Source organism: Bradyrhizobium sp. JR4.3 (assembly GCF_040547695.1).
Taxonomy (GTDB): Bacteria; Pseudomonadota; Alphaproteobacteria; order Rhizobiales; family Xanthobacteraceae; genus Bradyrhizobium; species Bradyrhizobium canariense.
Genome location: NZ_JBEPQF010000061.1, coordinates 1 through 21,151, shown reverse-complemented (window position 1 = coordinate 21,151; position 21,151 = coordinate 1). Strand labels below are relative to the sequence as shown.

At 64.3% G+C, this 21,151-nt stretch carries 17 protein-coding genes and 1 tRNA gene; 8 read left to right on the top strand and 10 right to left on the bottom strand.

Features of this window, described 5'->3' with window-relative positions; genetic code table 11:
- The coding region (locus ABIB91_RS40410) for a glutamate synthase central domain-containing protein (protein WP_354172605.1) at positions 1-2,273 on the bottom strand (2,273 nt) is incomplete at its 3' end.
- A gap of 492 nt (positions 2,274-2,765) precedes the next feature.
- Here ABIB91_RS40410 and ABIB91_RS40405 point away from each other — a divergent pair.
- Entirely contained in the window at positions 2,766-3,512 is a 747-nt protein-coding gene (locus ABIB91_RS40405) for a hypothetical protein (RefSeq protein WP_354172607.1), read from the top strand.
- 225 nt (positions 3,513-3,737) lie between these two features.
- Here ABIB91_RS40405 and ABIB91_RS40400 read toward each other — a convergent pair whose 3' ends face one another.
- Positions 3,738-4,199 carry an Hsp20 family protein gene (locus ABIB91_RS40400; protein ID WP_007597127.1) on the bottom strand — a complete coding sequence of 154 codons (462 nt, stop codon included), beginning with the start codon at positions 4,197-4,199 and terminating at the stop codon, positions 3,738-3,740.
- Between the two features lie 219 nt (positions 4,200-4,418).
- Here ABIB91_RS40400 and ABIB91_RS40395 point away from each other — a divergent pair, with 219 nt between their 5' ends.
- Entirely contained in the window at positions 4,419-5,366 is a 948-nt protein-coding gene (locus ABIB91_RS40395; protein WP_007597126.1) for an alpha/beta fold hydrolase, read from the top strand.
- Positions 5,367-5,562: 196 nt separating this feature from the next.
- On the opposite strand, the gene ABIB91_RS40390 is transcribed toward ABIB91_RS40395, so the two are convergent.
- Positions 5,563-8,328 (bottom strand): di-heme-cytochrome C peroxidase, encoded by a 2,766-nt coding sequence (locus tag ABIB91_RS40390; protein ID WP_354172609.1) that lies wholly within the window; start codon positions 8,326-8,328, stop codon positions 5,563-5,565.
- Positions 8,329-8,503: 175 nt separating this feature from the next.
- A complete protein-coding gene (locus ABIB91_RS40385) occupies positions 8,504-10,300 on the bottom strand; it encodes an adenylate/guanylate cyclase domain-containing protein (RefSeq protein ID WP_354128681.1) in 1,797 nt (598 codons plus the stop codon).
- A 246-nt stretch (positions 10,301-10,546) separates the two neighbouring features.
- Here ABIB91_RS40385 and ABIB91_RS40380 point away from each other — a divergent pair, with 246 nt between their 5' ends.
- The gene (locus ABIB91_RS40380) at positions 10,547-11,179 is read left to right on the top strand and encodes a LysE family translocator (protein WP_354172611.1); all 633 of its coding nucleotides are present in this window, start codon (positions 10,547-10,549) and stop codon (positions 11,177-11,179) included.
- A 6-nt stretch (positions 11,180-11,185) separates the two neighbouring features.
- Here the strand turns inward: ABIB91_RS40380 and ABIB91_RS40375 are convergent, their stop codons facing one another.
- Positions 11,186-11,938 carry a sulfite exporter TauE/SafE family protein gene (locus ABIB91_RS40375; RefSeq protein ID WP_354172613.1) on the bottom strand — a complete coding sequence of 251 codons (753 nt, stop codon included), beginning with the start codon at positions 11,936-11,938 and terminating at the stop codon, positions 11,186-11,188.
- An 89-nt stretch (positions 11,939-12,027) separates the two neighbouring features.
- Here ABIB91_RS40375 and ABIB91_RS40370 point away from each other — a divergent pair, with 89 nt between their 5' ends.
- On the top strand, positions 12,028-12,918 hold the full coding sequence (locus tag ABIB91_RS40370; protein WP_007597112.1) for a LysR substrate-binding domain-containing protein: 891 nt from the start codon (positions 12,028-12,030) through the stop codon (positions 12,916-12,918).
- An 8-nt stretch (positions 12,919-12,926) separates the two neighbouring features.
- Here ABIB91_RS40370 and ABIB91_RS40365 read toward each other — a convergent pair whose 3' ends face one another.
- The 3 genes from ABIB91_RS40365 to ABIB91_RS40355 form a co-directional block, all read right to left on the bottom strand.
- Positions 12,927-13,892, bottom strand: coding sequence for a Bug family tripartite tricarboxylate transporter substrate binding protein (locus ABIB91_RS40365; protein ID WP_354172616.1), 966 nt, complete (start codon positions 13,890-13,892; stop codon positions 12,927-12,929).
- 69 nt (positions 13,893-13,961) lie between these two features.
- Positions 13,962-14,744, bottom strand: coding sequence for a histidinol-phosphatase (gene hisN / locus ABIB91_RS40360; protein ID WP_354172618.1), 783 nt, complete (start codon positions 14,742-14,744; stop codon positions 13,962-13,964).
- 538 nt (positions 14,745-15,282) lie between these two features.
- Positions 15,283-16,173: an N-formylglutamate amidohydrolase gene (locus ABIB91_RS40355; protein ID WP_007597106.1), complete on the bottom strand. Its 891-nt coding sequence runs from the start codon at positions 16,171-16,173 to the stop codon at positions 15,283-15,285.
- A gap of 401 nt (positions 16,174-16,574) precedes the next feature.
- Here ABIB91_RS40355 and cpdR point away from each other — a divergent pair, with 401 nt between their 5' ends.
- Both cpdR and ABIB91_RS40345 read left to right on the top strand, forming a co-directional pair.
- Positions 16,575-16,934 carry a cell cycle two-component system response regulator CpdR gene (gene cpdR / locus ABIB91_RS40350; RefSeq protein WP_007597092.1) on the top strand — a complete coding sequence of 120 codons (360 nt, stop codon included), beginning with the start codon at positions 16,575-16,577 and terminating at the stop codon, positions 16,932-16,934.
- A 74-nt stretch (positions 16,935-17,008) separates the two neighbouring features.
- Positions 17,009-17,083: transfer RNA gene (locus ABIB91_RS40345), tRNA-Val, on the top strand.
- Positions 17,084-17,273: 190 nt separating this feature from the next.
- Here the strand turns inward: ABIB91_RS40345 and ABIB91_RS40340 are convergent.
- A complete protein-coding gene (locus tag ABIB91_RS40340) occupies positions 17,274-17,972 on the bottom strand; it encodes a DUF4440 domain-containing protein (protein ID WP_354172621.1) in 699 nt (232 codons plus the stop codon).
- 100 nt (positions 17,973-18,072) lie between these two features.
- Here ABIB91_RS40340 and ABIB91_RS40335 point away from each other — a divergent pair, with 100 nt between their 5' ends.
- Positions 18,073-18,315 (top strand): hypothetical protein, encoded by a 243-nt coding sequence (locus ABIB91_RS40335; RefSeq protein WP_035995285.1) that lies wholly within the window; start codon positions 18,073-18,075, stop codon positions 18,313-18,315.
- 202 nt (positions 18,316-18,517) lie between these two features.
- Positions 18,518-19,792, top strand: coding sequence for a lipase family protein (locus ABIB91_RS40330; RefSeq protein ID WP_354172623.1), 1,275 nt, complete (start codon positions 18,518-18,520; stop codon positions 19,790-19,792).
- Here the strand turns inward: ABIB91_RS40330 and ABIB91_RS40325 are convergent.
- Positions 19,789-20,880, bottom strand: a complete 1,092-nt coding sequence (locus ABIB91_RS40325) for an enolase C-terminal domain-like protein (RefSeq protein WP_354172625.1) — start codon at positions 20,878-20,880, stop codon at positions 19,789-19,791. The two genes, ABIB91_RS40330 and ABIB91_RS40325, sit on opposite strands and share 4 nt — an antisense overlap.
- Positions 20,881-21,151 lie beyond the last annotated feature (271 nt).

Sequence of the window (21,151 nt, the reverse complement as noted above, 5' to 3'; positions counted from 1 at the left end):
CCCTTGCCGATCGACTTGATGTAGCGCTTGACGATCTCGTAGTCGTCGAGCGAGCCGGGCAGGCGGTCCTTCATCGCGATGATGGTCTCGAACGCCAGATACGGATTGATCGCTTCCGCGCCGTAGCCGGCCAGACAGGCGAAGTGATGCACTTCGCGCGGTTCGCCGGATTCGACGACGAGGCCGACCGAGGTGCGCAACCCGGTGCGGATCAGATGATGATGCACGGCGGCGCAGGCCAGCAGCGACGGGATCGGAACGCGGTCGGTGCCGACCATGCGGTCGGACAGGATGATGATATTGACGCCCTCGCGCACCGCGCTCTCGGCGCGCGCGCAGAGCTCGTCCAGCACCTGGTCCATGCCGGCCGCGCCGAGGCCGGCGTGGAAGGTGGTGTCCAGCGTGCGCGACTTGAAATGCGACTCGGCGACCTCGGAGATCGAGCGGATCTTTTCGAGGTCCGCGTCGGTCAGGATCGGCTGGCGTGCTTCGAGGCGCTTGGTGGTGGCAAGGCCTTGCAGGTCGAACAGGTTCGGCCGCGGTCCGATGATGGAGACGAGGCTCATCACCAGCTCCTCGCGGATCGGGTCGATCGGCGGGTTGGTGACCTGCGCAAAGTTCTGCTTGAAATAGGTGAACAGCGGCTTGGCCTTGGCCGACAGCGCCGAGATCGGCGTGTCGTTGCCCATCGAGCCTGCGGCTTCCTCGCCGGTGGAGGCCATCGGCGTCATCAGAATGGTGATGTCTTCCTGGCTGTAGCCGAACGCCTGCTGGCGATCGAGCAGCGACAGGTTGGAGCGCACGCCGGTGGTCGGCACCTTCGGCAGCTCTTCGAGCACGATCTGGGTTCGCTCCAGCCACTCGGTGTAGGGATGGCTCCTGGCGAGCTCGGCTTTGATCTCGTCGTCGGGGATGAGGCGGCCCTGTTCGAGGTCGACCAGCAGCATCTTGCCGGGCTGCAAGCGCCACTTGGTGATGATCTGGTCCTCGGGAATCGTCAGCACGCCCATCTCGGACGCCATCACGATGCGGTCGTCCTTGGTGACGAGATAGCGCGCGGGCCGAAGGCCGTTGCGGTCGAGCGTGGCGCCGATCTGGCGGCCGTCGGTGAAGGCGATCGCGGCGGGGCCGTCCCACGGCTCCATCAGGGCTGCATGATATTCGTAGAAGGCGCGGCGCTTCTCATCCATCAAGGGATTGCCGGCCCACGCCTCCGGAATCATCATCATGACGGCGTGCGGCAGCGAGTAGCCGCCCTGCACCAGGAATTCGAGCGCGTTGTCGAAGCAGGCGGTGTCCGACTGGCCTTCGTAGGAGATCGGCCAGAGCCGGTTGATGTCCTTGCCGTACAACTCGGAGCTCACCGAGGCCTGGCGCGCCGCCATCCAGTTGGTGTTGCCGCGCAGCGTGTTGATCTCGCCGTTATGCGCGATCATGCGGTAGGGATGCGCCAGCGACCACGCCGGGAAGGTATTGGTCGAGAAACGCTGGTGAACGAGCGCCAGCGCGCTCTCGAAATCCTTTTCGTGCAGATCGGGATAGTACTTGCCGAGCTGATCGGCGAGGAACATGCCCTTGTAGATCACGGTGCGGCACGACATCGAGCAAGGATAATAGCCGGCGAGGCCGCGGTCGCGGCGCTGATAGATCGCTTGCGAAATCGACTTGCGCAGGATGTAGAGCCGGCGCTCGAAATCGTCCTCGGTCTTGGCGGTGCCGTTGCGGCCGATGAACACCTGCATGCAGGCGGGCTCGGTCGGCTTCACGGTGACGCCGAGCGAGGAATTGTCGGTCGGCACGTCGCGCCAACCGAGCAGCGTCAGGCCCTCTTCCTTGATCTGGTCGGCGATGATGCTCTTGATGACGTTGCGCCAAGCGGTGTCGCGCGGCATGAACAGCGCGCCGATGGCGTATTCGCCGGGATTGGGCAGCGCGAAGCCGAGTTCCTTCGCCTTGCGGCTGAAGAAAGCATGCGGGATCTGCACCAGAATGCCGGCGCCGTCACCGGCGCGCGGGTCGGCGCCGACGGCGCCGCGGTGCTCGAGGTTGCACAGGATGCTGAGCGCGTCCGCGACGATCTCGTGCGACTTCTTGCCCCTGATGTTGGCGATGAAGCCGACGCCGCAGGAATCCTTTTCCAGGCTCGGATCGTACAAGCCTACGGCCGGCGGGCGTGAATTGTGTTCCTGAATCGGATCAGTCGTTTTCGAGGCGACCGTCGCCGACAGTTGCTCTGCCACGATGTTTCCGCGCTCGACTTGCGACCCGTTCATGTCCTCGTCCTCTCCATGCGGCAAGCTGCCTCACCGCCATCTTCGGCGCACCTTGGGCGTCCCGCGGCACCCGCTTCTGGGTCACCGCTCGTCCGCTCGCGAGCCGCATTTTCTTAAATTCAGGCCAAGGCGTTCTTCGTCCCCGAGAACGGCTTTGCCTGTTGCCTTCTTGGCGCTCGAAAGCACCGACTTTCGTTGCAATCCCTATGCCGGAACCGCAAGCAAAATTGAGACAGTCTTCCTGTCCTAACCGCCACCTTGCCAAATTTTTGTCTATCACACAAGCGCGCGCAAGTCCCGATTCCCCATAGATCAATCGATCCCTTTCCAAAAGTTGCGCGGCCCCGCTTTTGAAGCAAACGCGCCCTGATCCGGCCCCGCCGACGCCGGAATCCCCAATGAAGCTTCTGATCAACCCTTCGGAAGCCGCGCCACGCCGCAAGAAGCGAAAGAGTGCGATCCATCCGGGGGCCTGACAGGAGCGTCTCGATCATGAAGTTTTTCACAGGATGGATGGCTGCCGCCGCGCTGGCGCTGGCCGCGACCGCCGCACAAGCGCAAGTTCCAGCGCGAGGGGCGATGATCGCGGTCTCGGATTTCGACGGGCCCTATGCGCCGCCGGAGGCCGCGCCGCCCCCGCCGCCGCGCTATGGCTATGGCTACGAAGAACGCGGGCCGGCCTCGGTGCTGCTGCCATCGACCGAGGTCTACGCGGTGCTGCGCGAAAACGGCTTTTCTCCATTGGGCATCCCGCGCCTGCGCGGCGGCGTCTACACCATCGCGGTGATTGACCGCCGGGGCGAGGACGGCCGGCTGGTGATCGATGCCCGCGACGGAAGGATTTTGCGCTTCATGCCGGCTGCCGACGCCTACGGTATGGCGCCGGGCTACGAGCAGCCTGCGGTTGCGCCTTACCGCCCGCAAAGCGCGCTACCGCCGCCAACCATGATCCGCAATGGTCCGCCACGCCCACCGGCCCCGATCCCACATGTCGCCAGCCGCTCCGTCCCGCTCCCGAAGGCGGCTCCGCCACGCGAGGCGCCGGTAGCCGCCAAGCCAGCCGAACCCGCGGCGGCGCAGGCAGCGCAGGCTCAACCTACCACGCAGACCGTGGCGGCCGTGCCGGCAAAGCCCGCTGAGGTCCCACCGCAAGCCGCCGCGCCGACCGTAGGTCAGGCCAAGCCTGCCGCGACGATCCTGCCGACGCAGGAGATACCGGCGGCACAAGGGCTGGACTAAGCGTGGCGTTTGATGCGATGGCCCGCATCACACCAACGGTGTCGTCCTGGCGAAGGCCAGGACCCATACCGCGAGGTCCCTCGGTTATTCGTGGTAGGAGTACCGAACGGCAAGTCTTCGCCACACTACTCCCTGTGGTTATGGGTCCGGCCTTCGCCGGGACGACATAAAAAAACGCCCCGGGGCACCGGGGCGTTTTCGCAACTTGGAAGTGGCCGACGTGATTTACGCGGCTACCGAGTTCTCGATCACCTGTGCGCCTTGCGCACCGGTGTTGATCGCGATCTGGCGGGGCTTCTTCGCTTCGGGAATCTCACGGACGAGGTCGACGTGAAGCAGCCCGTTCTCGAGCGAGGCGTTCTTCACTTGCACGAAGTCGGCAAGCTGGAAGGCGCGCTCGAAGGCACGCGCGGCGATTCCGCGGTACAGCACTTCGGCCTTCGAGTTCTCGTTGGCGACTTTCTCGCCCTTGATCGTCAGCGTGTTTTCCTTCGCGACGATGGAGAGCTCATCCTTGGCAAAGCCCGAAACCGCAACGGTGATGCGGTAGTCGTTCTCGCCGGTGCGCTCGATATTGTAGGGGGGATAACCGGGGCTGCCGTCCGAACCGGCCTGGTCAAGCAGGTTGAAGAGGCGGTCGAAGCCGACGGTGGAACGGTAGAAGGGGGTCAGGTCGTAGGTACGCATGGTCAAGTCCTCCATTGAGCGACTGTTGGTAACCCGCCCGCCAATCGGGCCGGGCTTTCGTCTGTGTGCAGCCTGATGTTCCGGTTCCGAAACACTGGTAGCGGCCTGCACCGAGGTGATATGGGTTGAGGAGAACGGCGTTCAAGAGGGCGGATACTTAGCCTTTTCGGCGCTCCCGCCCCCTGATTTGCAGCACTTCGTGCCCAAGCCCTCCTCATCATGACGCTGGTCTCGATACCATCCAATCCCGTTCCCGAAGACGTCGTCAGCGGTACCATCAAGACCCCCGATGGCGTCGAGCTGCGCTTTGCGCGCTGGGCGCCACCGGCGAACCGCAAGGGCACGGTCTGCGTCTTCACCGGGCGCAGCGAGCAGATCGAGAAATATTTCGAGACCGTGCGCGATTTGCGCGACCGCGGCTTTGCGGTGGCGATGATCGACTGGCGCGGGCAGGGCCACTCCTCGCGCCGCCTGCGCGATCCGCGCAAGGGCTATGTCCGCGACTTCGCCGATTTCGAGATCGACGTCGAGACCTTCGTGCAGCAGGTGGTGCTGCCGGATTGCCCGCCGCCCTTCTTCGCGCTCGCCCACTCCATGGGCGGCACCGTGATGCTGCGGGTGGCGCATGCGGGCAAGCGCTGGTTCGACCGCATGGTGCTGTCGGCGCCGATGATCGACCTGCCCGGCCGCGCCACCTCGTTTCCGGCGCGGGCTCTGCTGAAGACGATGCGCGTGTTGGGAATGGGCGGCCGCTATGTCCCCGGCGGCAGCGACCAGATCACCGGGCTCAATCCCTTCATCAACAATCCGCTGACCAGCGATCCCGTGCGCTATGCGCGCAATGCCGCGATCCTTGAGGAGGATCCGACCCTCGGGCTCGCGTCACCGACGGTCGCCTGGGCCGATACCGCTTTCCGCGCGATGAACACCTTCAGGGGCAAAAACTACCCGTCCGAGATCCGTCAGCCGATCCTGATGCTGGCGGCCTCCAGCGACACCGTGGTCTCGATCGCGGCGATCGAGGAGTTCGCCTATCATTTGCGCGCCGGCTCCCATCTCGTGATCGCCGGCGCCAAGCACGAGATCCTCCAGGAGCAGGACCGCTACCGTTCCCAATTCTGGGCTGCCTTCGACGCCTTCGTGCCGGGCACGCCGCTGTTCAAGTGAGGATTTGAAGTGAATGGCTGCTGCGCGCGAGGTGCGCTCCCTCGCCCCGCTTAGTTCGCAAGACCCTCATGGTGAGGAGCGCGGAACGCGCGTCTCGAACCATGAAGGCCCGGCTCTCGCCCGCGGCCATCCTTCGAGACGCCCGCTTTGCGCGGGCTCCTCAGGATGAGGGCGGCCTGCTTGGGACAGAGCTCGACTACAGCGTCTTCAGATACTCGATCAGATCGTAGCGCTCGTTGTCGTCCTTGAACACGCGGCCGATGACGCCGGGACGTTTTTCCTCGCCCGGTTTGCGCTCGAAGGAATGGCCGAGCACGCTGTTGCCCTGGATCGGATCCTTGTCCGACCCCGCCGAGAACTCGGTTTCACCCGTCTTGCATTTCTCGTTGGCCGCGACCGCAAAGCCGACGGTCACGGGATCATAGTCGTGGCGGCCCATGCAGAATTTTTGCGGGCGCTCGCTCGCAGGCTTCAGCAACCAGTAGAGAGACGGCACCGAACCGTTGTGCAGATAGGGCGCCGTGGCCCAGATGCCGTTCAGCGGCCGTGCCCGATAGCGTGCCCCACCCACCGGATTGAGGCAGTTCTTGCGCGCGAGATTCCACAATTTCGCCCGCTCGGCGTCCGGAGTCTTCTCGTCGTCCATCCATTTGCGGGCGACGAGATCCACCACCGTCATGAGCCCCAGCGCATAAACCATCTCGGTCGGCGAACTCGCGGTCGAGACATCGCATTGCCACCATTTCTGGAGGTCGGCCGTATTCACCTTCAGGAAGCCGGGCAAATCGACGATCCTGTTGCTGAGCACGAGCGACTGTTCGGGATCCGTCTTGATCTCGTCGAGGGGGATCGTCACCGCGTTCAGCACCTTGCTGTCGCCGCTCGGCTCCCAATGGCCCGACGACCAGAAAGCCGGGGTGTCGATCGCCGGCAGATGGCATCCGGAACACATCTCGGCGTAGATCTTGCGGCCATTGTCGACCTTCTTCTGATCGAGCCTCCAATTGTCGCCAAGGATCTGAGAGGGCCATTTCGGCGCCAGCAGGCCGCCGAACTTCGGACCGGTGGAGGGATCTGCCGTCTTGAACGGATCTGGCCCCCTGAGCATGTCCTCGATCCAGCCGAGCGTGTTGATATGAACGGAGGACCGCCACAGCCTGTCCTCCGGGTAGGCGTCGGACAGGTTGAGCAGCGCCGTCACGCCGAGGGCTTCGCCGGCGTTGCGGATCAGCGGCTGCTCGATCGAGGCGTCGTACTGGGCGAACTTGAACCAGGGCACGGTCCAGATCGGGGGATAGCTGACCGGGGCGTCCTGGGCGTGCAGGTTCTTCTCGAAACCCTTAAGCCCGCTCAGCGCGAGATCCTGCGAAAAGACTTGATTGCCGATGCGATTGAGGGCGTCGAGGCGACCGAACCCTTCCTCGGTGTCACTCTGCTGCCGGCCGTTCCAGGTCTTCTTGCCTTCAATCGTCTTTTGCTGGGTTTGCGCCCAGTCGATCAGGAAGTTGCCGATCGCGCTGAGCTTCTGCTTGAGCGCGGCGCGGTCAGCCTTGCTGGCATCGGGGCCGAGCACGCGATCGGCGAAGCGCTGGAAGCGGAACGGCACGTAAAGCGTGTAGGCGATCGACAGGCCGGTGGAGAGCTCGAGCTTCTTCAGATCGGTCATGGCCGGACCGCCGTCGAAACGCACGTCCACGCCCTGGTAGTGGATCTGGCCGGTATGGCAGGCCGCGCAGGTCAGTCCGATCTTGTCCTCTTCGCGATGGCCGGTCGCGGGATCGATGACACCGGTCATCCGTGCGAAGCCGACCGGCAGGCCATCGACGTTCTCTGCCGGCGTCCACCTCGTCGACCAATCCGGCACCTGCGTCGTCTCGTAGACATTGGCGTAGCCGAAGCGGCGCAGTGACGTCGCGTCGGTCTGGATCGACTGCGGGCTCGGGATGAACCCGAAGCGCTCGAGATAGGCGCTGTCCGTCATCATGCCCGGCCGCGAGAACAGATGCAGGCGCGGCTGCTCCAGGGCCATGAACCATTCATAAGGCACCGGGAAGGTCGCTGTGCCCTGGCTGGCATGGTGAAACCAGTGCCTGTCCTTCAGCGACCAGTTCTGTTCGAGCCAAAAGGCCGCCTTCGTCTCGGGGACCGTGGGCAAGGGCGGCGGCAGGAGATTCACGAGAATTCCCTTTTGCGGCAGCATGGCACGCACCTGGTCGGGGAATTCGGCGACCGCAACGAGCAAGGCGAGACCGAGGGCGACGAGCAGGGCCGCAACCTTGAGGGCGCCTCGCACCACGCGCTGGCAGGTCGACAGCACCGGCTGCGAGACGAGCCGCTGATTGATGCGAGCAGGGAATTGCCGCTCGTTGAACAGAGTGCGCACGTCGGCCACGCTGAGATAGCGGTCCTCACCCGCGCCCTTGCCGACGATCTTCAGGAGGATCGGCCATTCGAACTTCATCAGCAGGGGGTAGTACCAGCGCGCGGCGCTGCCGGCGCGCTTGAGGTTGTCGCGCATGAAGACGCCGATTTCCGAGGCGTTGAGACCGGGCTCGGAGCCGCCGCCGTTCGGATCCTGGTAGGTCCGGCCGAAGCTCGCAAACCGCGCAAGCTCGTCCTCATCGACCGTGCCGTCGACGCCGAGCACGCGCGAGCCGGCACCGCGCTTGTCGAGAGGGCCGCCACGCAACGCGTCGAGCTGCGCGCCCGAAAATATGCTCTTGAGGACGTGACCAAGACCGTTGGCGATAAGCGCGACGCCGCGGACCTGGATGCGGGCCGAGACCTTCTTCAGCCCGGTCTCGCCGCTTGCATTCGCGATCGTTTGCGACAGCGTGCCGAGCGGGACGGTTCCACCGTCAACAAACCCCTCGCCGACGAGGCCGCGCAGGAATGGACAGGGATTGTTCGGCGAGACCTGGATCGAGGGGGCGAAGGGGGGCTTCGGAGCGGAGTCATGCATGGCCCAAAATCCTGAAAACGGCGAATCGTGAAATACAGACGCGGCGATAGAGCGCGGAAAGTCCTGACAAACCGACAACACGTTATACTACTTCAGCGTGTAGCGGAGTGTGGCTGAATTCACTGTCGTGTCAATAAAGGCGGAGGGGACATTGCCGCGTGGCCGCGGCTGGCCCTCAGGATTCGGCGACGCGTTTGACGTCGCTCAAGACCAGGGTCAGTTTGCCGAGCGGCACGCCCGCATTCAAGAGTCCGGCGCGGTAATGGGCGAGGTCCTCGGGCCGCTTCCAGTGGAAATTGCGCAAATGGCGGTCGACATTGAGTGTCGGGTAATTAGCCATGAGCACGCGGGTCGCCTCGACCGCCTCGTCGCCCCGCCCCAATTGCGCCAGCGCCGCGGCGCGGATTGCCAGCGCCTGCAAATGGTTCGGGTTGATGTAGAGTTGCTCTCGAGCCCATGACAGGGTCGCGTCATATTGGCCCAGCAAATAATGGCTGAAGGCGTTCAGTGCGGCCCATTGGTAGCGCGGATCGCTGTTGTCGCGCTGTGCGGCCATCGAGAACAGCTCGATCGCCTCGCGGTGCTCGCCGACGGCGAAATGGCAGATGCCGAGCACGCCGCGCGCGCCGTTGTCGTAGGGGTTGAGCGCGACGGCGCGTTTGGCGGCATCCATCGCGGCCTCGTAATGGCCCTCCAGCGCGTGGGTCCAGGACAGGATCGAGAACGCAAATGACGAGCGCGGGTCGAGCCGGACGCTGGTTTCGGCAAGCTTCATCGCCTCGGCCCACATCTCGCGCGTGCCCTTGACCCAGCCGAAATGGATACTCTGGATCTGGATCGTGGCGAGATAGGCATGCGCAATCGACAGCTTGGGCTCGAGCCTGATGGCCTCCCGGAACAGGTCGACGGCGATGGCCAGGTCTTCCTTGGTTTGCCGATAATAGTGCGACAGCCCTTTGAGGAAGCGGTCCCAGGCAGTGACGTCGGTCGAGAGCCGCGCCGGCGCCGAGGCCTCGGCCCGGACGATCTCGGTGGCGATGGCGGCGGACAGGTTGGTGGTGATCTCGTCCTGCATGGCGAAGAGATCGCCGATGTCGCGGTCGTAGCGGCCAGTCCAGAGCTGCTCGCCGGTCTCCGGCGCGATCAGCTCTGCGGTGACGCGGATCTTGGCGCCGGCACGCCGCACCGAACCCTGGATCAGATAGCTAGCGTCGATCTCCCGCGCGATCAGGCGGGTGCTGACGTTGTTGCCCTTGAACACGAACGTCGAGTTGCGGCTCAGCACGCGATAGAAGGATTGCAGCGACAGCGCGTGAATCAAATCTTCGGTCAGGCCATCGGAGAAATACTCGTCCTGGGCGTCGCTGAGATTGGCAAAAGGCAGCACGCCGACGATCGCGGTGCGGTACTGCTGCGAGAGGGCGGATGCCTCCCTCAGCGCGGGCGCAAGCGCCGGTGCACCCTCAGGCGTCCAGGTCCAGACACCGATCGGATCCTTGATGTTCTTGAAGCGGTGGTTGCCGGCATCGACCAGCGGCACGGTGAGATGCTTGCCGGCCTCCTTGTAGGCCTTGGCCGAGATCGCGAAGCCGCCGGGGCTCGCCACGGCTTCGAGGCGGACGGCAATGTTGACATCGTCACCGAAGACCTCGTCCTCGTCGGCGATGACATCACCCATATGGATCCCGAGGCGGAACTGCATGGCGCGATCGGCGGGCAAATGGTGATTGCGCTCCGCCATCAGCGTCTGCATCGCGATCGCGGCCTCGGTGGCGCCGACGATCGAGGGGAATTCCAGCAGGAAGCCGTCGCCGGTGTTTTTGACGACGCGGCCGCCGTGATTGAGGATGATGGGGTGGATCGCGCTGCGATGGGCCTTGAAGGCGGCATGGGTGCCGGCCTCATCGGTGCCCATCATGCGCGAATAGCCGGCGACATCGGCGCAGACGATGGCGGCCAGACGTCTTTCCATATTCCGGAGCTCCAAGAGACTTGCAAGAGACTTGGAAGAGATCGAGGACCGGCCACGGCGTGGCAGTCGCCTCGAATCCCGCATTCAAAGAACCCGTTCCTTATAGAGCAGATGAGGCCGAGCGAAAGTATGATCCGCATTGCAAATTCGAGGTAAATCCCCGGCAATCCCGGCAGTGGACGGGGACGAGCGAACCCACTAAGCCGGCCTCTTGGGCCACGGTTGGGCGCCGGAGGTACGTCACACATGCTGGGCATTCACGAAATCTGGCTCTTCGTCCTGTCGGGCGTGCTGCTCAACATCACGCCGGGGCCCGATACGGTCTATGTGATCGGCCGCAGCATGCAGCTGGGCTGGCGAGGTGGCGCCGCGGCCGCGCTGGGCATCGGTTGCGGCTGCTTTTTCCATGTCGCGGGCGCCGCGATCGGGCTTTCGGCCCTGCTGATGGCTTCATCGACCGCGTTCTCGATCCTGAAGCTGGTTGGAGCGGCCTATCTCGTCGTGACCGGGCTTCAGATGCTGTGGTCGCGCCCGGTGCCGGCCTCGGCCATCGACGAGCCGGTGCAGAGCTCGCTGCGGAGGGTATTCCTCCAGGGCGTCTTCACCAACGCGCTCAATCCCAAGGTCGCGCTGTTCTTCCTGGCCTTCCTGCCGCAATTCGTCGCAGCCGACTCGGCGCACAAGCCGCTCGCCTTCCTGACGCTCGGCCTGATCTTCATCTGCACGGGAACGCTGTGGTGCCTGGTGCTGGCGGCGTTCGCGGCAAGGGCCGCCCACCGCCTGCGGAGCTCCGAAGGCGTGATCGCCTGGGTCAACCGTGCCCTCGGCGGCCTCTTCATCTATCTCGGCGTCCGCGTCGCCATGCTGGAGACGCGGTAACTTCTTTTACGCGAATTCCTTCAGCAGCGCGCTGCCGGTGAGATAGAGGCCGAGCAGGATCATCGCGATCAGGAACCAGCGGCGAAATGCTTCCGCCGGCATCCGTGCCCGCACCGTTTGGCCGATGTACATGCCGGCAAACGCGCACGCCATGCCGACGGCGCCCGGCACTGCGTTGGCCGGCGTCAGCAATCCGCCCGCGGTGAGGTTGAAGGCGAGCGCCAATGTCGCCGTCGTGAAGAACACGCCGAGCGCCTGCACCAGCTCGTCCTTCTCCATGCCGATCGCCTGCATGAACGGCATCGAGGGGATCACCTGCACGCCGGTCGAGGCCGAGATCACGCCGGTGACCACGCCGACCACGCCGCCGACCCATTTCTCGTTCTTTGGCGCAACGTGGAACTGGAATTTGTTCAGCCCGATGATCGCGTAGACGACCAGGAGCACGCCGAGCACGATCGTGCCGTAGCGCGCATGCGGGCCGGTGAGCGCGCCGGCATTGAGCCAGCACCCGATCACGGTGCCGATCATCAGCGGCCACAGCCGCCGCAGGATGTCGCGCAAATGGGGGCCGACGAAAGTCTGCCAGATGTTGGTGACGATGGCGGGCACGATCACGATGGCGATCGCGCGGCTCGGCGCCATGCTCACGGCGAGCAGTCCCATGGACACCGTCGGCAGGCCAAGCCCGACCACGCCCTTGACGAAGCCGGCGAGCAGGAAGATGGCGGCGATGAGAATGAGGAGCGGGTCGATCATATCTGCACATTGACCGATGCCGCGCGTCGGCACAATCTGTAGCTTACGGAGAAAGCCTTCGTCTAGAACGAAGGCTGAAGGGACCCGGGATGCGCTTCGACCTCGTCGACCTCCAGCTGTTCATCGCGGTCGCGGACCAGCGCAGCATCACCCGCGGCGCGGAGCGGTCGCATCTGGCCCTGGCCTCGGCCAGCGCGCGCATCAAGGGGCTGGAGGATGCGCTCGGCGTCGCGCTGCTCAAGCGCGGGCGCCGCGGCGTTGAGTTGACCTCGGCCGGCGAGAGCCTGCTCGATCACGCCCGTCTCGTCATTCACCAGATCGACGCCATGCGGGGCGATCTCGCCGGCTTTGCCAGCGGCGTGCGCGCGAGCGTGCATTTCCTCGCGAATACCTCCGGCCTCTCGGAGCATCTGCCGAAGGCGCTTGCCGGCTTCCTGCGCGAGCATCGCGACGTCGCCATCGACATCGAGGAGCGCGAGAGCACCGACATCGCGGCCGCGATCACTGCGGGCGCGGCCGATCTCGGCTTCGCAGCCGAACACGCGCTGCCCGATCATATCGAGCGATTCGCCTTCAGCGAGGATCGCCTGACGCTGGTGACGTCCAGGCGCGGCCCGTTCGCCGGCCGCCGCGCGATCGATTTCCAGGAGGCGGGCGCTTGCGACTTCGTCGGGCTCACCAGCGCCACCGCGCTTCAGGTGCATATTTCGAAGCACGCCGCCAGGCTCGGCATGCGGCCGCATTACCGCGCACGCCTGCGCGATTTCGACGCGATCTGCCAGATGGTCGCCGCCGATGTCGGCGTTGCCCTGGTGCCCGAAGCCGCGGCCCGCCGCTGCGCGAAACTGATGCCGCTGGCCATGGTCCGCCTGCGCGATACCTGGGCCAACCGCAAACTCGTGATCTGCGCGCGAAGCTTCAAGACGCTGCCGCGCCCGGCAAAGATGCTGGTGGAGCATTTGCGGTCTGCGGCAGTGTGAGCTCTGCGCTACCTCGCGGTCTCCACGCCAGCGTCCTTGATCACCTTCGCCCATTTCTTGGTCTCGTCCGCGATGAAGCTGCGAAAATGCTCCGGCTCATCGCCGACAAGCGTCGCGCCCTGGGCGGCGAGCTTTTCCTTCACCGCGGGATCCGCCATCACCTTCGTGGCGAGGGCATGCAGCGCCGCGACGATCTCCTTCGGCGTGCCCTTCGGCGCCACCATGCCGTACCAGTTCTCGATGCGCAGATCGGCAAAGCCGGCTTCCGCCGTGGTCGGCACGTCAGGCGCCGTCGGCGAACGCTCGGCGGAGCCCACCGCGATCGGCCGCAGGGCGCCCGCCTTGACCTGCGGCAGCAGCACGGGGAGATCCAGGAACGTCATCTGCACCTGCTGGCCCAGCAGATCGTTCACGGCAGGCGCCGCGCCGCGATAGGGCACATGCACGATGTCGATCTTCGCCGTCAGCTTGAACAATTCTCCGGCGAGATGCGGCAGGCTGCCGGGGCCGGAGGAGGCGAAGTTGAGCTTTCCGGGCTGCGCCTTGGCGAGCGCGATCAATTCCGCGATGTCCTTTGCGGGGACGTTGGTGGCGACAACGAGCATTTCCGGCACGGTCGCAACCAGCGTCACCGGTGTGAGGTCGTTGAGCGTATCGTAGGCGACCCTTTCCATGCTCGGGCTGATCGCCAACGCGCCGGCGCTGGAGATCGCGATGGTGTAGCCGTCGGGTGCAGCCTTGGAGACGGCATCGGTGCCGAGCACGCCGCCCTGGCCGCCGCGATTGTCGATCAGAACCGGCTGCCCTGACAGCTCCGACATACGCTGGCCGATCACCCGCGCGATGATGTCGTTGGGGCCGCCGGCCGGGAACGGCACGATCAGCTTGATCGGCCTGGCCGGGAAATTCTGGGCGGAGGCGAGCGTCGGAAACAGAAGCAGGAATGCGAGGAGGAGCCTACGCCGGGTTTTCATGCAGGCTCCCTGAAGCATGATCCGGAAAAGTGTGCAGCGGTTTTCCGAGAGGATCAAACAATAGATCGCCTATCCGTTGAGCAGTTTCAGTGCTTCTTCGTGAACCCTGGTGTCGCCGGCCGCGACGATACGGCCGCCGCCCTGCGCCGGCTTGCCTTCCCAGGTGGTGACGACGCCGCCGGCGCCGGTCACGATCGGGATCAGGGCCGCGATGTCGTAAGGCTTCAGCTCGGTCTCGACCACGAGATCGACGTGACCCGCCGCCAGCATGCAATAGGAGTAGCAGTCGCCGCCATAGCGCGACAGTCGCGCGCCCTGCTCGATGCGGCCGAAGATGGCGCGGTCGCGCTCGTTCATCAGCAGCGGGCTGGTGGTGTAGGTCGTCGCCTCCGACAGCGAAGCACAGCGCCGGACCTGGAGCCGGCGCTCGCCGGAGGGACCTTTATAATGAGCGGAGCCGCTGTCGCCGGAAAAGCGTTCGCCGATGAAGGGCTGGTGCATCATGCCGTACACCGGCGTGCCTTTGTGCAGGAGCGCGATCAGCGTGCCCCAGATCGGAAAGCCGCCGATGAAGGATTTGGTGCCGTCGATGGGGTCGAGCACCCAGACATAGTCCGAATCCTCGCGCTCGTTGCCGAATTCCTCGCCGACGATGCCGTGCTGGGGAAAGTTGGCCTTGATCAGACGCCGCATCACCGCCTCCGCGGCGCGATCGGCCTCGGTCACGGGGTCGAATTCCCTAGTCTTGCTCTTGTCCTCGATCGACAGCGAGGTGCGGAAGAATGGCAGGATGGTTTCGCCGGAGGCGGTGGCGAGCCGTCCGATGAAGGCGGAGAAATCGATCACCGTCACGGCGTATCCTCAAAAAGCGAAAGTCGGGTGAAGCTCACTCCTGCCTAGCTCAAATCGGAAGAATCGTGCAGCGCTGTCTTGCTTTTGCACCCTGGTATTTTGGATGCGGGAAGCGTTCGCCTCGTCGAAGACACCCGCTGGGCAAATATCGATCATTGAGTTGAAACCTTAGTTCCGGGCCTGCCTTGTTCGTATGCAAATGACTATCAACCCATTGAATTTCCTTATCAAAGGAACTGAATCTGGGTTTCTCTGGAAGCAACCGAGCTATGTCCTCATTGCATGGGAAATCGCTCGAAAGCCCTTGCACTTTGTGCGTCGCGGCCGCATATTGTTGCGGTGCGGTAGCGCTTCTCGCGTTACTGCTGCCCTCCTTGGGCGTTTCCTCCCTAGACTTGGGCCGCTTCTTCATTAGAAGCGGCCCTTTTTTCTTTCAGCCTCTGCTTTCTCTCAGCATCGGCTTTCATTTCAATGCGCGCCGCGAAACGCGTTCGCGCTGATCGCACCCAACACAATCGTTAGAAGAAAAACGTTGCGCCTATTCCGCCGCGGCCTGGAACGGGCCGAGATCGCCGAACGGGACCGTCGTCGCCAGCACGTCGGCGAGCACGCCGAAGTCCGACGCCACTTGCGCAAAGCGCGGACTGCGCTCGCGCCGCCGCTCGTCCATGTAGATCGCGCGGTTGAGCTCGAGCTGCACGGCGTGCAGGCCACTGGCCGGGTTGCCGTAATGCTCGGTGATGAAGCCGCCGGCGTAGGGCTTGTTGCGGCCGATCGAATAGCCGAGGCCGGCCATGGTCTCCTCGACCCGGTCGGGCAATAGCGGCGTGCAACTGGTGCCGTAGCGGTCGCCGATGACGATGTCGGGCCGGCGCGGCTCGTCGCGGGAGACGCCGACCGAGGGCATCGAATGGCAGTCGACCAGCACGACGGTGCCGAACATCTGGTGCACCCTGTTGATCAGCCGGCGCAGCGCGCGATGATAGGGCTTGTACAGCGTCTCGATCCGCCCCAGCGCGTCGTCGACCAGGATGCGCTCGCGATAGATCTCCTGGCCGTCGCCGACCACGCGCGGAATGGTGCCAAGTCCGCCGGCAACCCGCATCGAGCGGGTGTTGGCAAAGCTCGGCAGGCGCCCGGTGAACATCCGGGGATCGAGCTCGTAGGGCTCGCGGTTGACGTCGACATAGGAGCGCGGAAAGTTGACCCGCACGGTCGGAAAGCCGCGCTCGCTGAGATGGCCGATCAGCTCGTCCATGAAGGAATCTTCGGAACGCCGCAGCGTCGGCAGGTCGATCCTGGAGGCGCTGAGAAATTCGTCCGGATAGGTCGAGCCGGAATGGGGCGAGTTGAAGATTACTGGCGCGCGCCATTGCGCGGGCTCAACGATCTCGAAGGCTGGCGACTTGTCGCCGTCAAACCGGGTCATCTTCTCAGGCTTCGTCCCTTGGTGTCAGGCTTCGTCCCTAGGCAATCAGGCTTTGCCCGTTGGTATCAGGCTTCACCCTTGGCGCCGCACGATCCAACAAGCCCGGCACCGGCCTCAACGCATTGATTCGGCCGATCGGGCGGCTCTTATGTGTCGTCATTGTCCGGAATCGCAACCATCCTGCCAAGCGAAAAGATGAGATCTGTGCTGGAACATGTCTTAACCCTGCGGGCAGCGAGGTGGGGACCGGCAGGTACGGCTCGATTGCTTCGAACTGCTTTCAGGTTCACAAGGGGCCGGCAAGCACAGCCGGCTGAGGGTAAAGATTTTCACCCCAAATTTACCCTCCGTCGGGCTTAGTGACCTCTGCTGATATCCTCTGGGGATTCGACATTTCCGCCATGCCAAAGATCCTGCTCGCCGAAGACGACAACGACATGCGCCGTTTCCTGGTCAAGGCGCTGGAAAACGCCGGTTTTCAGGTCTCGTCCCACGATAACGGCATGGCCGCCTATCAGCGGCTGCGGGAAGAGCCGTTCGAAATGCTGCTCACCGACATCGTGATGCCGGAGATGGACGGCATCGAGCTCGCCCGCCGGGCCTCGGAACTCGACCCCGACATCAAGATCATGTTCATCACCGGCTTCGCCGCGGTCGCCCTGAACTCGGATTCGGACGCCCCCAAGAACGCCAAGGTGCTGTCCAAGCCTGTGCATTTGCGCGAATTGGTCAGCGAAGTGAACAAGATGCTGGCGGCCTAAATCGGCCGCCTTCCGTCCTTGCACCGGCTCCCCTGAGCCGTTATAGGGACCCGACCCGATCTAGACGACATCTAGGGCGCGTAGCTCAGCGGGAGAGCACTACCTTGACATGGTAGGGGTCACAGGTTCGATCCCTGTCGCGCCCACCATCCTTCGCTCGCGATGGCCGAGTGAAGGATGCCACGCCGAAGCCCAAGGGGCGCAGGCGGGCTGCCGCCGCGAGCTACGGCTCGGCAAGCCACCAATCTGATTGCGGCGAAGCGTGTCCGGCGTAGCTCGAAGAGCGTAGACGGACTGCTGCGCCTTGCTCATTTCCCCAGCCGAGAGTTCGGCTCGCCCCTATTTCAGTTCCGTATTCGCGACCGGAAGGATGGAGGCGACGTGCCAGCCGTCCGCATCCTGAACGTAGGTCTGGCTGATCAGAAACGTATTTTGTTGTGGCGGCTTGCCCGGAAGGCCGCGCGTAAAGACGATCGGCACGAGAACCTGCATGACCTCGTTCGAGATCACGGCGACGTGGAATTTCGACATGTCGGGTTCGAGGTGCCAGGTGCCTTCGTAATACGCCTTGAAGCGGTCGGCGATCGGATCACGGCCTCTCGTCTCGATCCCTCTCGCAAACAACAGCGTGCTCGGCGAATTCCAGAGCATGGCCTTCACATCGTTTGCGCTATGCGCATTCTGCGCGGCAATGAACTTGTCGAAGATGGCTCGCGCCTCGGCATCATTTGCGGCAGCGCGCGCAGGTCCGGCTGGCCAGAACGTTGCGGCGAAAAACAGCGCTGCGGTCATCACGGCAAGATGGGGGCATCGCGCAATCGGTCGTGACCCGGCGCTGGCCAAAAACTTCCTGGGAAGGATCATGTTCACCTCGTTGTTTGCCGGCTGGCGTTTTGAATGCTGGTTGTCATACCATTGATCGCTTCGCTGATTTTTCAGGATCGCGCGATCAGAGCTCACAGCTGCATCACAGATGCGTTGGATCAGGCTGTCGGATGCCGCGGGACGTAACCGGCAAGCTCTCGCCGCCGGCGTCAAGTTGAGTTATCGTCTTGCAGTGTCATTAGCTCGGATGACATCCGGGCCACGATGCCGCCTGGCGCGATCCGGCCACATCACGGTGAAGGGAATGCGCACCATGCGAGGGAGCTGTCTTGCCGTGGCGATATTGTCGCTGATGGCGTCGCGGGCCGACGCCGCCATCATCGACTGGCAGGCTGAGCTCCAGCGCTGCCGCGCGCTGCGCGAAAACGTGGCGCCACTGCTGCAAGCCGGCCAAGGGATATCCGCGGTCGGCCGCTCCAATACGGCCGTGCGCCGTTGCATCTGGATCCAGCGCCGGGCGGTGCGCAAGAAAATCCCCGGCGCGGAGACCTGGTAGCTACGCAGACCGGCATCTGCCCATCTCTGAACAGACGTGTCCGAAAAGACGTGTCTGCAAAAAACTTGCCTGAAATAGACTTGCCTCAAATAGACTTGGACCCGCGCACGATCGTCTCCATAAGCGACGCGGAAAGTGCATTGCTGCGGCAATCAACCCGCCAACAAAAATGCGGCACACTGCAAGGGAACTGGAGACGCCGATGTTCAAAACCACAAGTCCGAAATTCGTGATGGCGCTCGCCGTCGTCACAGGCCTCGCGATGGCGCAAGCCCACGCGGATTCGTCGCTGCCGGTGGGACCGAAAGTCGGCGATCAGGACCTGTCCGGCTTTTATCGCTGGCCCCAAGCCCTCCCAGAAAGCCCCGGCGTGATGCTGCGCAGGGAGGCGATGCTTGCGCAGCCGGAGATCACGAGCGCCGGTGTCGCCGAGCGCATCCTCTACACGTCGACGGATGTGCGCTGGCACGCCGGTATCGTGCCGGTGAGCGGTACGGTCTATCTGCCCAAGGGCGAGCCGCCGGCCGGAGGCTGGCCGCTGGTCGCGTGGGCGCACGGCACGCTTGGCGTGTCGGATTCCTGTGCGCCGTCCTGGACCGGGCACAAGCCGCGCGATGCCACCTACATCCAGCGCTGGCTCGAGAACGGGTTTGCGGTGGTGGCGACCGATTATCAGGGTCTCGGCGGCGCGGGGCCGCATCCTTATCTGATCTGGGAGGCGGAAGGGCGCTCCGTGCTCGACGGCGTGCGTGCCGCGCTCGCGGGGTATAGCGACAAGCTCGCTTCAAAGGTTTTCGTCACCGGACAATCGCAAGGCTCGGGCGCGGCAATGGGCGCGACTGTGATCGCGGAAAGCTACGCGCCCGACGTGCCGCTGATCGCCACCGTGGCGACGGGCCTGGTGTCCACGTTCCCCGATGGTCCCTATAAGCCGCCGCAGACGACCGCGATCGCTTCGCCGATCTATACGTCGCTGATGCTGCTCGGCGGCTCGCTGCCGGATGGTGCGCCGTCCGCCGACGATCTCGTCTCCGACAAGGGCAAGCCGGTCCTGAAAGCGGCTCGTGAAAGCTGCACGCCTGAGATGCGCGAGGTCGCGCGCAAGGACGGCATTACCGCCGAGAACGTCTATGTCGAGCCCATCGCCAATGTGCTGGCGCGGTTGACGCCGGTCACGGACATGAAGGCCGTGCGGCTGAAGGTGCCGGTGCTGCTCGGGACCGGTCTTGCCGATTCCACGCTGGTCCCGACACGGCAATATGCCGAAGTCGCGGCGCTGTGCGCGGCCGGCAACGAGGTGGTCTGGAAGACTTATCCCGGCGCGACGCACAATGGCGGCCTGAACGCGGCCTTCCCGGATGCGCTCGCGTTTTTCCGCGGCATGCTCGCCGGACAAAAGCCGCAGGGCAATTGCGTGGGAATTGCCGAGCCCGGTGCTCCGGGCGAGGCCGCGAAAGGCATCGCTTTCAACGATTAACTCACGAGATACTTCTTCACCGCCGCCTCGTCCCATGCAATCCCGTTGCCGGGCTCCTCGCTCGGCAGCGCAAAGCCGTCCTTGATCGTCAGCCGCGTCGAAAGCACCGCGTCGGCCCAATCGACATATTCCAGCCAGTGCGCGGTGGGCGTCACGCAGAGCAGATGCGCGCTGACTTCCGAGAACAGATGCGTCGACATCTCGATGCCGGCGGCATGCGCCAGTGCGGCGGCGCGCAGCCAGCCGGTGACGCCGCCGATGCGCTGCACGTCGGGCATCACGAAGTCGCAGGCCTCGGCGGAGAGCGCGGATTGCATCGCGAACGCGCTGTCGAAATTCTCGCCGATCTGGACCGGCGTGCGCAGCGCGTCCGCGATACGGGCGTTGCCCTCATAATCGTCGTGGCGGATCGGCTCCTCGATCCAGGTCAGCCCCTCGTCGTCGAGCATCTCGCCGCGGCGGATCGCCTCGCTGACCGTCAGCGCCTGGTTGTAGTCGCACATCAAGGTCACGTCGTCGCCGACGGCCTTGCGCACCGCGCGCACCACCTTCAGGTCTTCCCGCGCATCGGGGCGGCCGACGCGGATCTTTGCGGCCTGAAAGCCCTCGGCCAGCAGCTTGTGGGCTTCCTCCACCGCGGCACCCGCCGGCATGATGCCGAGCCCTTTCGAGTTGTAGGCCTTGACCGGCTTCGGCGCGCCGCCGAGCAGCCGCGCCAGCGGCAGGCCGCGTGCGCGTGCCAGCGCGTCCCAGGCCGCCATGTCGATGCCGGATTGCGCCAGCCGCTGCAGGCCGGCGAGGCCCAGCAGCGTGAAGCGCTGGGTCAGTTTGCGCTCGATCTCGAACGGCAGCAGCTCGTCGCCCGCAAGCAGCTCCGACGTTTCCGCGACCATCGCCGTCAGCGGCTTCAAGGCCGACGGCGTGATCGAGAACAGATAGGCGTGCCCTACGGCACCCTTGTCGGTCTCGCAGTCGATCAGCACCAGCGGCGCCTTGGCAACCGCACCGGTCGAGGTCTGGAGCGGCAGTTTCATCGGCACGATCACGGCGCGGGCAGTGAAGCGCCTGATGCGGATGGTCTCGGTCATTCGGATGATCTCCGGAAGTGAATGCAGGTTCGTGCCGATCTTAAACGTCTGTGATGAAACGAAAAGCCGCCCTGCCGCGACCACCATAAAATGGGGTTGCGCGGGAGTTGAAGCCGGCGTGAGGAGCCGAATTCAGTTCGGGCGTGCCCGGATGTTGCCAAGACTCAGGTGCGTCGCCTCTCCCGCTTGCGAGGGCTTTGCTTAATTGGCCGAGCGGGAGTGAGGCTCGATATGGGGTATTTTTTTGTGCGGCCTCGGATGGCGCGCGAAC

What these genes read in the sequence shown, in the direction of transcription:
- ABIB91_RS40400 (WP_007597127.1), bottom strand. Translation starts at nt 4,199, where the DNA reads ATGCGTACCTACGACCTGACCCCCTTCTACCGTTCCACCGTCGGCTTC.
- ABIB91_RS40380 (WP_354172611.1), top strand. Translation starts at nt 10,547, where the DNA reads ATGCTGGGCATTCACGAAATCTGGCTCTTCGTCCTGTCGGGCGTGCTG.
- ABIB91_RS40330 (WP_354172623.1), top strand. Translation starts at nt 18,518, where the DNA reads ATGTTCAAAACCACAAGTCCGAAATTCGTGATGGCGCTCGCCGTCGTC.
- ABIB91_RS40375 (WP_354172613.1), bottom strand. Translation starts at nt 11,938, where the DNA reads ATGATCGACCCGCTCCTCATTCTCATCGCCGCCATCTTCCTGCTCGCC.
- ABIB91_RS40325 (WP_354172625.1), bottom strand. Translation starts at nt 20,880, where the DNA reads ATGACCGAGACCATCCGCATCAGGCGCTTCACTGCCCGCGCCGTGATC.
- ABIB91_RS40405 (WP_354172607.1), top strand. Translation starts at nt 2,766, where the DNA reads ATGAAGTTTTTCACAGGATGGATGGCTGCCGCCGCGCTGGCGCTGGCC.
- ABIB91_RS40370 (WP_007597112.1), top strand. Translation starts at nt 12,028, where the DNA reads ATGCGCTTCGACCTCGTCGACCTCCAGCTGTTCATCGCGGTCGCGGAC.
- ABIB91_RS40390 (WP_354172609.1), bottom strand. Translation starts at nt 8,328, where the DNA reads ATGCATGACTCCGCTCCGAAGCCCCCCTTCGCCCCCTCGATCCAGGTC.
- ABIB91_RS40395 (WP_007597126.1), top strand. Translation starts at nt 4,419, where the DNA reads ATGACGCTGGTCTCGATACCATCCAATCCCGTTCCCGAAGACGTCGTC.
- ABIB91_RS40365 (WP_354172616.1), bottom strand. Translation starts at nt 13,892, where the DNA reads ATGAAAACCCGGCGTAGGCTCCTCCTCGCATTCCTGCTTCTGTTTCCG.
- ABIB91_RS40355 (WP_007597106.1), bottom strand. Translation starts at nt 16,173, where the DNA reads ATGACCCGGTTTGACGGCGACAAGTCGCCAGCCTTCGAGATCGTTGAG.
- cpdR (WP_007597092.1), top strand. Translation starts at nt 16,575, where the DNA reads ATGCCAAAGATCCTGCTCGCCGAAGACGACAACGACATGCGCCGTTTC.
- ABIB91_RS40335 (WP_035995285.1), top strand. Translation starts at nt 18,073, where the DNA reads ATGCGAGGGAGCTGTCTTGCCGTGGCGATATTGTCGCTGATGGCGTCG.
- ABIB91_RS40385 (WP_354128681.1), bottom strand. Translation starts at nt 10,300, where the DNA reads ATGGAAAGACGTCTGGCCGCCATCGTCTGCGCCGATGTCGCCGGCTAT.